The organism is Klebsiella sp. JN_Kp127 (genome assembly GCF_040062505.1).
GTDB lineage: Bacteria > Pseudomonadota > Gammaproteobacteria > Enterobacterales > Enterobacteriaceae > Klebsiella > Klebsiella quasipneumoniae.
Window position 1 is genome coordinate 94,893 of the sequence record NZ_JBEAHS010000005.1, and the last position, 13,935, is coordinate 108,827.

At 62.0% G+C, this 13,935-nt stretch carries 14 protein-coding genes; 6 read left to right on the forward strand and 8 right to left on the reverse strand.

The window, feature by feature from the left end; translation table 11 throughout:
• Nucleotides 1-176: 176 nt before the first annotated feature.
• The 7 genes from ABLV04_RS03935 to ABLV04_RS03965 form a co-directional block, all read right to left on the reverse strand.
• Complete coding sequence (locus ABLV04_RS03935) at nucleotides 177-1,379, reverse strand: MFS transporter (protein ID WP_261971843.1); 1,203 nt, start codon at nucleotides 1,377-1,379, stop codon at nucleotides 177-179.
• 229 nt (nucleotides 1,380-1,608) lie between these two features.
• Nucleotides 1,609-2,400, reverse strand: coding sequence for a cyclase family protein (locus ABLV04_RS03940; RefSeq protein ID WP_023290715.1), 792 nt, complete (start codon nucleotides 2,398-2,400; stop codon nucleotides 1,609-1,611).
• A gap of 3 nt (nucleotides 2,401-2,403) precedes the next feature.
• Nucleotides 2,404-3,387 (reverse strand): fumarylacetoacetate hydrolase family protein, encoded by a 984-nt coding sequence (locus ABLV04_RS03945; protein WP_032454935.1) that lies wholly within the window; start codon nucleotides 3,385-3,387, stop codon nucleotides 2,404-2,406.
• Nucleotides 3,365-3,724 carry a Rieske 2Fe-2S domain-containing protein gene (locus tag ABLV04_RS03950; protein WP_049013840.1) on the reverse strand — a complete coding sequence of 120 codons (360 nt, stop codon included), beginning with the start codon at nucleotides 3,722-3,724 and terminating at the stop codon, nucleotides 3,365-3,367. The genes ABLV04_RS03945 and ABLV04_RS03950 overlap by 23 nt, the downstream gene beginning before the upstream one ends.
• Nucleotides 3,724-4,644: a VOC family protein gene (locus tag ABLV04_RS03955; RefSeq protein ID WP_023290718.1), complete on the reverse strand. Its 921-nt coding sequence runs from the start codon at nucleotides 4,642-4,644 to the stop codon at nucleotides 3,724-3,726. The genes ABLV04_RS03950 and ABLV04_RS03955 overlap by 1 nt, the downstream gene beginning before the upstream one ends.
• A 22-nt stretch (nucleotides 4,645-4,666) precedes the next feature.
• Complete coding sequence (locus ABLV04_RS03960) at nucleotides 4,667-5,824, reverse strand: prolyl oligopeptidase family serine peptidase (protein ID WP_023290719.1); 1,158 nt, start codon at nucleotides 5,822-5,824, stop codon at nucleotides 4,667-4,669.
• Nucleotides 5,825-5,944: 120 nt separating this feature from the next.
• Entirely contained in the window at nucleotides 5,945-6,844 is a 900-nt protein-coding gene (locus tag ABLV04_RS03965; RefSeq protein ID WP_023290720.1) for a LysR family transcriptional regulator, read from the reverse strand.
• A gap of 185 nt (nucleotides 6,845-7,029) precedes the next feature.
• On the opposite strand from ABLV04_RS03965, the gene ABLV04_RS03970 reads away from it, so the two are divergent.
• The gene (locus ABLV04_RS03970; protein ID WP_023290721.1) at nucleotides 7,030-8,151 is read left to right on the forward strand and encodes an FAD-dependent oxidoreductase; all 1,122 of its coding nucleotides are present in this window, start codon (nucleotides 7,030-7,032) and stop codon (nucleotides 8,149-8,151) included.
• A 204-nt stretch (nucleotides 8,152-8,355) separates the two neighbouring features.
• Nucleotides 8,356-8,979, forward strand: coding sequence for a hypothetical protein (locus ABLV04_RS03975; protein ID WP_032453780.1), 624 nt, complete (start codon nucleotides 8,356-8,358; stop codon nucleotides 8,977-8,979).
• A gap of 194 nt (nucleotides 8,980-9,173) precedes the next feature.
• Here ABLV04_RS03975 and ABLV04_RS03980 read toward each other — a convergent pair whose 3' ends face one another.
• The gene (locus ABLV04_RS03980; RefSeq protein WP_002914199.1) at nucleotides 9,174-10,085 is read right to left on the reverse strand and encodes a LysR family transcriptional regulator; all 912 of its coding nucleotides are present in this window, start codon (nucleotides 10,083-10,085) and stop codon (nucleotides 9,174-9,176) included.
• A gap of 115 nt (nucleotides 10,086-10,200) precedes the next feature.
• On the opposite strand from ABLV04_RS03980, the gene speB reads away from it, so the two are divergent.
• From speB to ABLV04_RS04000, 4 genes are read left to right on the forward strand one after another with little or no spacing between them, the layout of a single operon-like run.
• A complete protein-coding gene (gene speB, locus ABLV04_RS03985) occupies nucleotides 10,201-11,151 on the forward strand; it encodes an agmatinase (protein WP_004145693.1) in 951 nt (316 codons plus the stop codon).
• Nucleotides 11,152-11,161: 10 nt separating this feature from the next.
• Entirely contained in the window at nucleotides 11,162-12,025 is an 864-nt protein-coding gene (locus ABLV04_RS03990; RefSeq protein WP_048298074.1) for a TIM barrel protein, read from the forward strand.
• Nucleotides 12,022-13,089, forward strand: a complete 1,068-nt coding sequence (locus tag ABLV04_RS03995; protein ID WP_023290725.1) for a 2-oxoglutarate and iron-dependent oxygenase domain-containing protein — start codon at nucleotides 12,022-12,024, stop codon at nucleotides 13,087-13,089. The genes ABLV04_RS03990 and ABLV04_RS03995 overlap by 4 nt, the downstream gene beginning before the upstream one ends.
• 19 nt (nucleotides 13,090-13,108) lie before the next feature.
• Nucleotides 13,109-13,912, forward strand: a complete 804-nt coding sequence (locus tag ABLV04_RS04000; RefSeq protein ID WP_023290726.1) for an ABC transporter substrate-binding protein — start codon at nucleotides 13,109-13,111, stop codon at nucleotides 13,910-13,912.
• The last annotated feature ends 23 nt before the right edge of the window (nucleotides 13,913-13,935 follow it).

The following is a 13,935-nucleotide window of genomic DNA, read 5'->3' on the forward strand; positions in this document are numbered from 1 at the left end:
TTTGCAGGTAAGATGCGCCATATCGTGAAAAATAAATTAGTCACAATACGTTTATTTACAGGGATTAATTAGGCTGAAAGTTAACGCTAAATAAGGTGTACGCTTTTTCTAAATAATGGCCTCCCCTTCCCGCCGGGAGACCGGCGGGCGTGTGGTAATTATGTTGTCAGGTGAAATTAACGAGCCAGCGCGCGGCGGCCCCCCATCCGGGCGCTGGCGATACCCGTCGCGCCGGCGATAGCCAGCGTCAGCAGCGCAAACAGCAGCAGGCTGTCCTGCATGCTGCCGGTCATGCCGTTCAGCAAGGTCATCAGAACCGGGCTGATGAACATGCCGAGGAAAAAGAAGGTGTGCCAGATACCGATCCCCGTCGCCCGGTGCGGCGCCGGCAGGGCTTCCAACATCCAGGCCAGCATCAGAGGGATCAGCATTCCGTTACCAACCTGCGCGACGAACGCTGCCGCCACGCCGGCCAGCGGATTGTGGGCCACGGCGATAAACAGCAGACCGAGGCCAAAAATGGCGTAAAAAAGGAAAAACTGCCTGTCGACACGCTGCCTGGCGCTGCGGCCATACAGCCAGGCGCCCAGCGGCACGCCAATGCCCGCAACGGCGGTGGCGATGCCGATCTGGCTGCTGGAGGTCAGCCCGAGCTGACTGAACACCTGGCTTATCTGCAGCGGCTCGAGAAAGTAGAGGATCGCGCTGGCGAGCGTAATCAGACCGATCGTCGCCATTTTGCGCCGTGGAAAAGCGACAGGCTCCTCGTCAGCGACGCTGTCCGCGCGACGCCGGGTCGCCGGCTCAGCGGTGAACAGGCACAGGCCGATAAACACCGGGATCGCCAGCGCATACAGGTAGATCGGGCCATACCAGCCCAGGGTGCCCAGCAGGCCAGCGCCCAGCACGATCAGCGTCGACAGTATCGAACCGATGCCGCTCTGCACCGCCAGCCATTTGCTGCGCGCCTCGCCGGCAAAGTAGTCGCCAACCAGCGCATTGGCGGTGGTAAGAATAAAGGCGTCGGCGATGCCCATCACCAGCCGCGCCAGCAGAATGGCATACAGATCGTCGAGCATCACCGGCAGCAGGCCAAACCCCGCGTACAGAGCAGTGGCGGCAATCAGCAGGCGACGACGGCTCAGGCGATCGCCCACCCTCCCCGCCAGCGGAGCCAGCAGCGCCATGCTCACCGCCGGAATGGTGATGATCATCGGCACCAGCAGCTGGGCGTGCGGCTGCGCGGCAAAATGGCCGAACAGGAGCGGCATCACCGGCAGCATGGTCAAGGTCCCCATGATCGGCAACAGGGCCGCCAACATCAGTAAAATCGCCTGTACGGCCCCCGCCTCGCCCGGGGTTGCTGAAACCTTGTGCATCACCATCTTCCGCTCTCCGTCACTGCTCTTTATTTAGAATATGAATTACAGTTCTATTTTTTATCGATAAAGAAAGGCGCTCTGTCGCCCCGGTATCCTGGCTGAACACGCCGCAGCGAACTCAGCACACATACCGTTCTACCCTACCGGATGCAGGTGGCATGGACTGCGATTGCTATCACAATTAACACAATGCATTCACATTAAATTAACATAACCATCGACTCCTTCAGGCGTCGACAATCGCCACCGCGCGGATAAAACCGGCCGAGCCGCGGCGGATCTTGTAGGGAAAACAGCTCACCCAGAAGCCGTGGTCGGGAAGCTGCTCCAGGTTGCTCAACTTCTCCATTTGCCCATAGGCGATCTCCCTGCCGGCTTTATGTCCTTCCCAGATCAGCCCGGCGTCGCCGCTGGCCTGAAAGCGTTCGCGGGTAAAGTGGAAGGGCGCATCCCAGCTCCAGGCGTCGGTGCCGACCACCCGTACCCCCTGCTCCAGCAGCCACAGCGTTGCCGCCCGGCCAATGCCGCAGCCGCGCTGCAGATAATCCGGCTGGCCGTAGCGGGCGCCGGCGGCGGTATTGATTAACACGATATCCAGCGGCGACAGGCGATAATCGATCCGCGCCAGCTCGCGCTGCAGATCCTCCGGCTGGAGGATCGCCCCGTCGGCGACATGGCGAAAATCCAGCCGGACGCCGGGGCGCAGGCACCACTCCAGCGGCAGCTCATCGATGCCAAACGCCGGTTCGCCGCCGTTGGTGGTTGAGCTGTAGTGCCAGGGAGCATCCATATGGGTGCCATTGTGCGGCGTCACGGTCAGGCGCTCCGAGGCCCAGGCCTCCTCTCCCGGCATCTGCGTTTTTTCCAGTCCCGGAAACATCGCCGCCATTTCCGGCCATCCCTGCTGATGATCCTGATACTCAATGTTCGGCAGCAGCGGCGGCGGGTCGGTCCAGGGATTGTTATCCAGGGTGACGGAGAGGTCGATCAGCCGACGCCCCTGTAAAAGATTGATCATGGTTTACTCCGTTAACATCACAACATGTTGATCCAGCACGCCAAACAGCGGCCGGCCATCAGGGGCGTGGGCTTCCATCGTCACCCGCTCCCCCGGGGACAAAAACGGCGTGCGCGGCTCGCCGAAGGCCAGCATCTCTATGGCCCGCACCTCGGCGATACAGCTGGCGCCGCGGCTGGCGTCCGGCCCGGACACCGTGCCGGAACCCACCACCGTCCCGGCGCGCAGGCGGCGGGTCTGCGCCGCATGGGCAATCAGTTCGCCAAAATGGAAATGCATCTCGCTGCCCGACTGGCAGCCAAACGGCTCGCCATTGCGGGTCACCTGCAGCGTCAGCGCCGCCCGCCCGTGCTGCCAGGCCTCGCCCAGTTCATCCGGGGTAAGGGCCACCGGCGCAAAGGCCGAGGCGGGTTTGGCGTGAATAAAACCAAACCCGGTCTGCATCTCGCGCGGCGCCAGCGCCCGCAGACTGATATCGTTGAGCAAGACGATCAGGCGGATACAGCTCAGCGCCTGCTGCGGCGAGCACCCCTGGGGTACCTCGTCCACCACCACCGCGAACTCGCCCTCAAAGTCGAGACCGTCCTCGACCCGGCGGCAGACTATCCCGGCGTGGGGGGCAAGAAAGTCGTCCCCGCTGCCCTGATACATCAGCGGCGTCTGGTCGGCGCCGGCAATCGGCGGCAGATGAAAGGCCCGCTGCATGCGCTCGCCATGGCTGAGGAAGGCCGAACCGTCCAGCCACTGCCAGGCGCGGGGCAGCGGCGCCAGCAGGCGCCGGGGATCATAGGGCTGCGCCGCCGGGTAGCGGCGCGCATTGAGCGCCTGATAGCGCGCCTGCAGCGCAGGCCAGACCCGCGCGGCCTGCTCCAGCGCCTGCTGAAGCGTCGGAGCGATATCCGCCGCATCGGCCATCAGCGTCAAATCGCCCGAGACCACCACCAGGCAGCCGTCGCGTTCACCGTTATCTCGTGTTGCCAGTTTCATAACCTGCCTCCTCCAGCAGACAGAGCCAGCCGTCGGCGTCCACCTCGCCAGCCAGCGGACTCAGACGTTGGCCTACGCAGGCGCCCTGCACGCAGAGGCCGCTGTCCGGCATAAAAATCGCCCCGTGGGCGAAGCAGACCAGCCGGTCGCCCCGGGCGTTGAAAAAAGCGTCCTGCCGCCAGTTCATCGGGGTATCCAGATGCGGACAGCGGTTACGCCACAGATAGAGCATTCCCTGATAGCGGCAGGCAATCACCGTCGCCTGCCCGCTGCCCGTAGGGTCAAATCCCCGCGCCTGGCCCTCGGCGAGGCTGTCGGCACGGCACAGGCGAACCATCAGCGAGCGTTATCCGGACCGGGGGCCCACTTCTCGCGATACCCCAGCAGGAAATATTGCGAGTTATCGGCTCCCGGCAGCGCTTCGCGCGGCTGCCAGTGGTCATCGTGCTGATCCATATCGGCGTCGTATTCGATGTGACACCCGAGCGGGCTGTTGAAGTACCAGAACCAGTTCGATCCCAGCTGATGGCGCCCCGGCCCCCAGAAGGTCTGATACCCCTTCTGCTGAAAGCGGCTGCCGGCCATCATCAGCTCGGTGGGGCCGCCGAGATGAAAGGTAAAGTGTTCAATACCGGTCATAAACGGCGGGGCCTGGATCAGAAACAGGGTATGGTGATCCTGGGTGCCGGCGGGCCGCAGGAAGGGGCCGACGTGGGTGAAGCGATCGGTACAGACAAAGCCCAGCCGTTGATAGAAGGCTTCCGCGCGCGCGGCGTCCGGCACAAAATAGACCACATGGGAGAGCGAGCGCGGCTCTGCCGCCATGTCAGCGCTGGCCCCGGTCTGGTTGACCGGCCGCCCGGCGCGATCCCCCGGGGCGTTGATTTTCTCCCCTTCCCGCTGCAGCGGCTGGCGCTGGCTGACGCGAAACCCGAGGGCAAAGCCGGCATCATCGACGCAGCGCAGCACGCCGTCGGCGCCGAGCTTCACCTCGCGATCGCGGCGCAGCGTCTCGGCGATCGCCTCAAGGGTGGCGCTATCCGCCACGCCATAGACGGTTTCCCGCAGCTGGCTGCCGCTGGGCAGCGCCGCGGGCAGCGACGGATCGTCACGCTCCCGCAGCAGCACCCCGGTGCCATCCAGCGCGCTAAAGAAACCGTTCTCCTGCTCGCGTAAACCGTAGTCGAGAAGAAACTGTCGGCAGCCCGTCAGGTCATCGACGCCAAATACCAGATAATCCGGACCAAGAATATTCATCGCGGTTGTTCCTTATGCGTGTTCAGGCCACCCGGCCGCCGAGGGCTTCCGCCACCCAGTCAGCGATGTAGTGCCCGGCGTTAATCGAGTTGTCGAAGCTGGAGTGCTGCACACCGCCCTCGCGGTCAGTAAAAATTTTCAGCTCGCGGCGCGGACTGTTCACCAGCTGGTCGTAGGTGCGCTGCGCCCATTTCACCGGGATCTGCGAGTCCTTTTCACCATGGGTGACGAGGAAAGGCACCCGTATGCGGTCGAGAATGCCGTCGAGATGGACGTTCTCCGCGATGCGCATAAAAGCGTCGATATCCTCGCCCCCCCACACCCAGCGCACATGCTGCCAGTAGTGCGGTACCGGAAAATCGCCTTCGCGTTCGCGGCGGCGCTGCTGTACCTCCCGCCAGTCGTGATTGGCGCCCCACACCACGCCGCAGGCGAAGCGCGGCTCAAACGCCACCGCCCGCGGGCAGTAATAGCCGCCCAGCGAGACCCCTTCCATGCCGATGCGCCCGGCATCCACCTCCGGGTGCTGTTCCAGCCAGTCAACGATCCGGCTGGCCCAGTGCTCGCTGTCATAGCGGGCCTGCATGCCGTGAAGACGCAGCGCTTCGCCGGTTCCCGGCTGGTCGACCACCAGCGAGGAGACCCCGCGCCGCGCCAGCCACTGCGGCAGCCCCACCAGATATTTCATCTCTTTGGTGGAGTCGAGACCGTTGACCTGCACCAGCAGCGGCGCGCGGCCGGTCGCCCCTTCGGCGCGGACGTAAAGCGCCGACAGGGTTTTGCCCTCGTAGGGAATAGTCACCCGCTGACAGTTGGCATGGGTATGGTGCAGCCCGGCGGCAAAGACATCGAGAAAGCGGCGGTACAGCGCATCGCGGTCCGGCGCGCCATGCGCCTGCAGGCGCTCGCAGGTCAGGTAATAGTTGGCCGCCCGAAGATATTTCTCTCCTGCCGACAGCCGCCGCCCCCGCGCCTCATCTTCGCCGGCCAGCGCGCATAATTTATCGGCCATGCGGGACCAGGTTTCCCGGAACGCGCGGGTGCCTTCGGCGTCGGGATGCTCGGACGCGGCCAATAGCGGCGCGCACATCTCTTCGATCTCACCGATGCGGGCGCCCATCTCGATGGAGAGATCCACCGACAGGTTCCAGACATAGTTTTTAGGGAAATAGCGAAACATAGGGTCATCCTTCAACATTCAGTCGCAATCGCTGTAGCGCAGGCACTGTCACATAAAGCACCTGCGGGCGACCAATCATGTCTCAGGATGTCAGGTATCGACGGGAGCAATACCAGTGGGTTAGCGTGCGCTGGCGACGATTTTCGCTTTCAGCCAGCCGAAGATAGGATCGTTATCCAGCGAGCGGTGCCAGCCGATAAATTCGCGCATGACCGGCAGCGTCACCGGGACCGGGAAAAGACGCAGCGGCAGCATCGCCGCGTACTGCTCCGCCAGCCGCCGGTGCAGCGTGGCGATCCGCGAGGTGCCGATCAGCAGCTGCGGAACGCAGTGGTAGCTGTGGGTCACCACCTCGATACGGCGGCTCAGCCCCGACTCGGCAAATAGATTGCCCTCCAGCCCCGGCTGCCGCTCGCGGCCAAAGACCACCGACACGTGCCCCAGCTGTTGCCAGGCTTCAAGGGTCAGCGCCTCGCCGGTGTGGGGATTGTCCGCCCAGGCCAGGCAGACAAACTCTTCGTCAAACAGCGCTTCGGCGGGATGGTCGGCGGCCATAAAACGCTCCGGCGCCACGATGATATCCAGCTCGCCACGGTTGAGCATGCCGGTGGACTGGGCGTCCGGCGAGAAAAACTCAAAGGTCATATTCGGCGCCTGCAGGTGTACCGCCTGCAGCGCATCCTTCAGCATCACGTTGATAACGTAATCCGAGGCCATAATGCGGAAATGGCGCTTACTGGTTGCCGGCTCATCCACCGGCCGGCGGGCAATGGAGGTCTGAATTTTCATCAGCACGTCGCGGACCGGCTCCCGCAGCTCTTCCGCCAGCGGCGTGGGCCGCATCTTTCTGCCCACCTGGGTGAGCAGATCGTCCTCAAAGTAGGTGCGTAGCCGGTTGAGCACCCCGCTGGTGGCAGACTGGGTCATATGCAACCGGCCCGCGGCGCGGGTGATGTTCTGTTCATCGAGTAACACATCCAGTGCCACCAGTAAGTTCAGATCAAGATGTTGGTAACGCATGGGTCCCCCGGCGAGAAATGGCGTGCTTATCCTGTGGCTTAATTTAACTTTTCTGCAACTTTTTGTTTTCAATTTCCACGGCGATATCGTTTTTTGCGATAGCGATCATTCTTTATCGCGATTAGTCAGCGCGCCGCTGGCCTGGTTAACGTCCTCTACTCTGTACCCTGGAGAAAACAGCTACGATGAACATCAATAACGTATTAATCGTTGGCGGCGGCATCGGCGGTCTGTGCACCGCCATCGCCCTCCGCCAGGCCGGCGTCGCCGTCGACGTGGTGGAGATCCAGCCGCAGTGGCGGGTCTACGGCGTCGGTATCATTCAGCAGAACAATGTCGTGCGGGAAATGCAGCGGCTTGGGGTGCTGGAACGCTATCTGGACGCCGCCTGGCCGTTTGACAGCGTCTCAGTGCACACCCTGAGCGGCCACCAGCTGGCCAGCTTTCCCGGCCAGCGGCTGGCGGGTGAACAGTTCCCGGCTAACGTCGGCATCTCCCGCCTGGCCCTGCACAACGTCCTCTGTTCCACCGCCCGGGAGCTGGGGGTCCGACTGACCACTGGCGAGAGTATTGACGCCTTTCGTCAGGTTGACGATGCCGTGGAGGTGAGCTTCAGCCGCGGCGGCCAGGGGCGCTACGATCTGCTGGTAGGCGCCGACGGGATCTACTCCCGGGTGCGCGGCATGCTGTATGGCGAGCGCTATCGTCCCCGCTTTACCGGTCAGGGCGTTTGGCGCTACAACTTTCCGCGTCCGCCGGAGGTGGACCATCTGATGTGCTTTATGGGCGAGAGCTGCAACTGCGGGCTGGTGCCGCTGGGGGAAGATCTGATGTATCTGTTTATCACCTCCCACGAAGCGGATAACCCCCGCTACGCCCGCGACCAGCTGGCGGCAGAGATGCGCCGCCGTCTGCCGCCCGGCGCGGGGTTACCGGGGAGCCTGCGGGAGCATATCGTTAACAACGACGAGGTCGTCTATAAGCCGCTGGAGGAGCTGTTCGTCGACGATCCCTGGTATCAGGGACGAGTCGTTCTGGTGGGCGACGCGGTTCACGCTACCACCCCGCACCTCGGTCAGGGGGCGGGCATGGCGATTGAGGATGCCATCGTGCTGCGCGAAGCGCTGCAGCAGACCGACAGCGTCGCAGCCGCGCTGGCGCATTTTGACGCCCGCCGCCGGCCGCGCTGTCAGCAGATCTGGGCCGCCTCGCTGCAGGTGGGCGAGAGCGAGATCCACCGCGATCGCCATTTTGACCGCCAGCGGGCGATCGGCGATATGATGACCCTGACGGCGAGACCGATATAAACGCCGCCCCCTCCGCCGGCCAGGCCGGCGGAGTATTCTCTTGTTCATTCGTCGACACGACCGCCCTCTCCCCTCTTTCACCAGACGCTCACCTTTCGCCATGGAAAATATACCGGCGTGCCTCGTGATATTTGACACCCCTCCATCATGATGGCTAAGGTATATTTCAGCCCGCCCCGTTATCATGGAAAGGAAAATACGGAGATGAATATTATTCCGACTGAGATCTTAAAATATGCTATCGCTATTATCCCGCTGATTATTCAAATTTTTGCCGTGCGTTCTGGCTGGGTATTCCCTAAAGATAAAATATTCACCTCGCGCAAAAACATCAGTGAGTTCGCCGCTGCGCTGCATAAAAACAGCGACGATCCCGATCTGCAACGGATCGCGTACGAATATGGTATCGCCGCGCTGACCAAAGATAAAAACCTGACCATGGAGCAAAGAAAAATACTGTTGAAATGCAAAAATCCGGTCAGCGATATTGATAATTACAGCAAATGCCAGCATTTAATTTCCGTCAATAATGAAAAGCGGATATTCAAATGGAAAAAGCCGGGCTATCGCTTCTGGCTCTATCGCAAATGCGTCGAAGTCATCAGTCTGGCGCTCTATTTTATTGGCGGCTTCTTAACGGCTTTGCCTTTCCTGTATGAAGGCCTCGCCAGCCCGGCGGTGATTGAGCGGATTAATCATTTATCCCGTCTGCAAAAATTCTGTATGGCAAGTTATCTGTTCGCCTGCGGGGTTTGTCTGGCGCTGATCTGCCTGCATAAACTCTCCACCCTCTCGATCGCGGAAAAAACCATCAAAGCGAATCGCTAACCCGCCCACCGCCCGGCGACCTGTCCACATCAGCGGCCCCTAACCCTGTGGATAACCTGGAGGCAGTTGCCCGGCAGCCCCAGCACAAGCGGGCTACCGGCCGCCGTTCGTTTTTTGAACAGGAAAACACCCCCGCCGGACCGCGCGCTGAGCGCGAACCCCGCCACCACGGCGGAGGGAAGCGTCCGCCCCGCTTAATAATTCCACTTCGGCCGCGCCACCGTGTTTTTCTTCAGCAGATCGCGGAACGCTTTCAGATAGGGTTCATTACTGCGCCCGCGCTTACAGATGGCCGAGAACGGCGACTGAAAGCCAAACTCGTTGGGCAACAGCACCCGCAGGCGGTTCTCTTTGATCCACGGCCAGGCGTAATGCTCCGGCAGATAGCCAATATATTTCCCCGAGAGGATCAGCAGCAGCTGGGCGTCGACGGTCTCAACGGTGGCGCTGCCTTTGCTGAAGCCCCGGCGGCGGAGATCGCTGGTGTTCCAGTAGCTGCGGGTCACCAGCGGACACTGGCTGATCTGCTCTTTATCGAGCTGGCGGCTGAAGAACATCGGGTGCAGATCGCTGCAATAGAGCCAGTGCTGCTCGCGGTACAGCGGCTCGCTGATGATGTTATGCACCTGCGAGTTGTAGCTGCCGATGGCCAGGTCGATATGGTTGTTCAGCACCCCGTTCAGTTGCTCCGCCGGGGTGCGAATAATCAGTTTGATATGCACATGGGGAAATTTGTCGCTGAAGCTGCGCAAGACCACCGGCAGCGAGAGTGCCGTTTCGGTCTCGATGGAGTCGAGCGTCGAAATGCACAGGGTGCCGCTGTGCTCCCCTTTGAGCAGGGCCGACTGCCGCTCCAGCTCATTGAGTTCGCTCAGCACGCGGATCGCCTGCTGTAAAAACTGCTGTCCTTTTTCCGTTAAGGAAAAGCCGCCGCGCCCGCGCTGACAGAGGGTGAAGCCGAGCTGCCCCTCCAGTTGCGACATCGCATTGCTGATGGCGGAGACCGAAATGCCCAGCTCCTGCTGGGCCCGGCTGTAGCTCTCCAGGCGGGCCACCGCCTCGAAAACCTGCAGCTGACGAATATTGAGGCTGGCGTCGTGATGCATCGTATTTAGTTCACCAATAAATGAACTGAGTATTTACGCCAGACGATGTAAAGTCCAGCGCGGGTTGCGCACTATCTCTCCTGTTACGTTTCATCCGTCAGATTCAGGAGCAGACATGGATAACCTCTTTCACCAACCGCAGGGTGGCAATGAGATGCCACGCTTCGCCGGCCGCGCCACGATGATGCGCCTGCCGTTTATCGAAGATTTACAGGGACTTGATGCGGCATTTGTCGGCATTCCGCTGGATATCGGCACCTCGCAGCGCTCAGGCACGCGCTACGGACCGCGCTATATTCGCGCCGAATCGGTGATGATCCGTCCGTACAATATGGCGACCGGCGCCGCGCCGTTCGACTCGCTGTCGGTAGCCGACATCGGCGATGTGCCGATCAATACCTACAGTTTGCTCAAATCGGTGCAAATTATTGAAGATTACTACACCGGTTTGAATAGTTATCCGCTGATCCCCCTCACCCTCGGCGGGGACCACACCATTACCCTGCCCATCCTGCGGGCGCTGACCAAAAAACATGGGCCGGTGGGGCTCATCCACGTCGACGCCCATACCGACACCAATGATGAGATGTTCGGTGAGAAAATCGCCCACGGCACCACCTTCCGCCGCGCCGTTGAGGAGGGACTACTCGACCTCAAGCGGGTGGTGCAGATTGGCCAGCGCGCCCAGGGCTATGCCGCCGGGGACTTCCAGTGGGGCGTCGACCAGGGCTTTCGCCTGGTGCAGGCGGAGCAGTGCTGGCATACCTCGCTGGCGCCGCTGATGGCCGAAGTCCGCCAGCAGATGGGCGACGGGCCGGTGTATCTCAGCTTTGATATCGACAGCCTCGATCCTATCTGGGCCCCGGGAACCGGGACGCCGGAAGTCGGCGGCCTGACCTCCATTCAGGCGCTGGAGATCGTCCGCGGCTGCCGCGGCCTGAACCTGATTGGCGCCGATCTGGTTGAAGTCTCGCCCCCCTATGACGTGAGCGGTAATACCTCCCAGCTGGCGGCCAACCTGCTGTACGAGATGCTCTGCGTCCTGCCCGGCGTGAAGTACGCCTGAGGAAGCCGCCATGGAGCTGAAATGCTTTCGCACCCTCTGGGGAGTGACGACCCCCTGGCCGCAAACGCTGGATGAACTGCAGCGCGTCGGCTGCTGCGGTATCGAAGCCCGCGTCCCGTTAACCGCGGAGGAGCGGCGGCAGCTCGCCGACCGCCTGCAGGCGTCGGGGCTGGAGTATATCGCCATTCTCTTCAGCGGCGGCGGGGTGCTCCCCGCTCAGCATGAAACGCCGGAGCAGCATCTGGCGCGCCTGCGGATCCGCTTCGCCGAGGCCAGCGGCCTCAACCCGCGCTTTGTCAATCTGCTGGCGGGCAACGATCGCTGGCCGCTGGCGCAGCAGGTCGATTTTCTCGGCAAGGCGCACGAGCTGGCCGCCGGGTTTGGGTTGACCTGCAGCTTTGAAACCCATCGCGCCACCTCGCTGTACAGCCCGTGGCTCACCCTGGAGATCATTCAGCAGCTCCCCCAGCTGCGCTTTACCGCCGACATCAGCCACTGGGTGGTGGTCAGCGAGCGCCTGCTGGATGACCCCTGCGATGACTTCAGCGCCTTTATCGACCGCGTGCATCACGTGCAGGCCCGGGTGGGCTACGACCAGGGGCCGCAGGTGCCGCACCCGGCGGCGCCGGAGTATCAGCCGGCGCTGTCCTTTGCCGAGCGCTTCTGGGAGCAAATCTGGCATTCGCAGCGCCGGCGCGGCTACCCGCAGACCACCCTGACGCCGGAGTTTGGCGCCGACGGCTATCTGCACCATCTGCCGTTCACCAACGTTCCGGTGGCCGACCTCTGGTCGCTCAACGCCTGGATGGCCGCGCGCCAGCAGGCCCACTTTCAGCAGTTTTTAACGCTCACTGAACAGGAACCGCAGCCATGACCGCCGTGAAGCACGCTTTTACTGAACTCCCGACCATCGATATCCGCGATCTGGCCGGCGACGATCTCGCCAGGCGCCAGGCGGTGGCCGACGCCATCGGCCGCGCGGCGCGCGAGGTGGGCTTTTTCTACATCACCGGCCACGGCATCGACCCGGCGCTGATCGCCGGCGTCCGCGAGGCGGCGAAGCAGATCTTCGCTCTGCCGATGGCGGAGAAGATGAACTATTACATCGGCCGCTCCAAAAGCCATAAGGGCTACGTCCCGGAAGGAGAAGAGATCTACGGCGCCGGCAAGCCGGACCATAAAGAGGCCTTCGATATTGGCTTCCAGGCGGCGGACGACCATCCGCTGGTACTCGCCGGTACGCCGCTGATCGGCGCCAACGAGTGGCCCGACCTGCCGGATTTCCGCGCGCGGGTGCTGGCCTACTACGACGCGGTCTTCGCCCTCGGCCACCGCCTGTTCGACGCTTTCGCCCTCGCGCTCGGTCTGCCGGAAGGGTATTTCAAACCGATGGTGACCTGCCCGCCGGCCAAGCTGCGGCTCATCCATTACCCGTTCGACGCCAGCGTCGAAGATGTTCCCGGAATTGGTGCACACACCGACTATGAGTGCTTCACCCTGCTGCTCGCCGACCAGCCCGGGCTTGAAGTCCTCAATGAAGAAAGCGTGTGGATCGACGCGCCTCCCGTCACGAACGCCGCCGGAGAAGAGGCGTTCGTGATCAATATCGGCGACATGCTGGAAGTGCTCAGCGCTGGCACATTTGTTGCTACAGCCCACCGGGTGCGCAAAGTGCCGCAGGAGCGGTACTCCTTCCCGCTGTTTTTCGCCTGCGATTACCACACGCTGATCCGCCCGCTGCCGACCTTTCTCGCCGCCGGCGAAGCCAGCGAATATCAGGAGCTGAGCATCGGCGAGCATATGTGGAGCCAGGCGCTGCAAACCTATCGCTATCTGCGCGAGAAGGTCAATCGCGGCGAGCTCCAGCTGCCGGCGCGCGCGCGCGGCACCCATACCTTTGGCCATCTGAAAAAACAGGCACAGCAAAAAAAACCCTAACCACCCGTGAGGATCCATGATGACTAGCACCCTGAAAAAAATCTCGCGCCGCGTCGCGCTTACCCTCGCCGTCAGCGCCTGTTTCTCCTCTGTCACCCAGGCGGCGGAACTGCTGACCGAGGGCGTCTTTAAGGTGGGGATGGAGGTCACCTACCCGCCGTTTGAGTCCTATGACAGCAATAACAATATCGTCGGTCTCGACCCGGAGTTCGCGACGCTGATTGCCGAGCATCTGCAGGCCAAACCGCAGCTGATCGACACCAAGTTCACCAGCCTGATCCTCGGCATCGGCAAGAAATATGATGCGGTGATCTCCGGGATGTACGTGACGCCGGAGCGCCAGAAACAGGCCGACGCCATCCCTTACGCCCTCTCCGGCGCGTCGATCATCGCCCTCAAGGGCGGCGCGGCGCAGCCGAAAACCGAAGATGAGCTGTGCGGCGTGAAGGTCGGCCTGCAGGCAGGCACCACCTGGGTGACCAGCCTGAAAAAACACTCCGATGAGTGGTGCCTGAAAAACGGCAAACCGGCCATCACTATTCAGGAGTTCCCGACGGCGCCGGAAGCCTCCCAGGCGCTGCTGTCGAAGAACATCGACGCCCAGCTTGAGATAGCCCCGGCGGCGCAGATTATCGTCGATAAGAGCCGCGGTCGCCTGGGGATAAGCTCGACGCGCCTCGTCTACCCGCTGCCGCTGGGGATCTATGTCGCCAAAGGCAACACCGAGCTGGCGGAGGCGATCAAGGCCACCCTCGCCACGCTCAAAGCCAACGGCAAATATGCCGCGCTGATCAAAAAATACAACTTAGAAAGCATCGATTAAGACAATAAGCACTGCGCAACAGG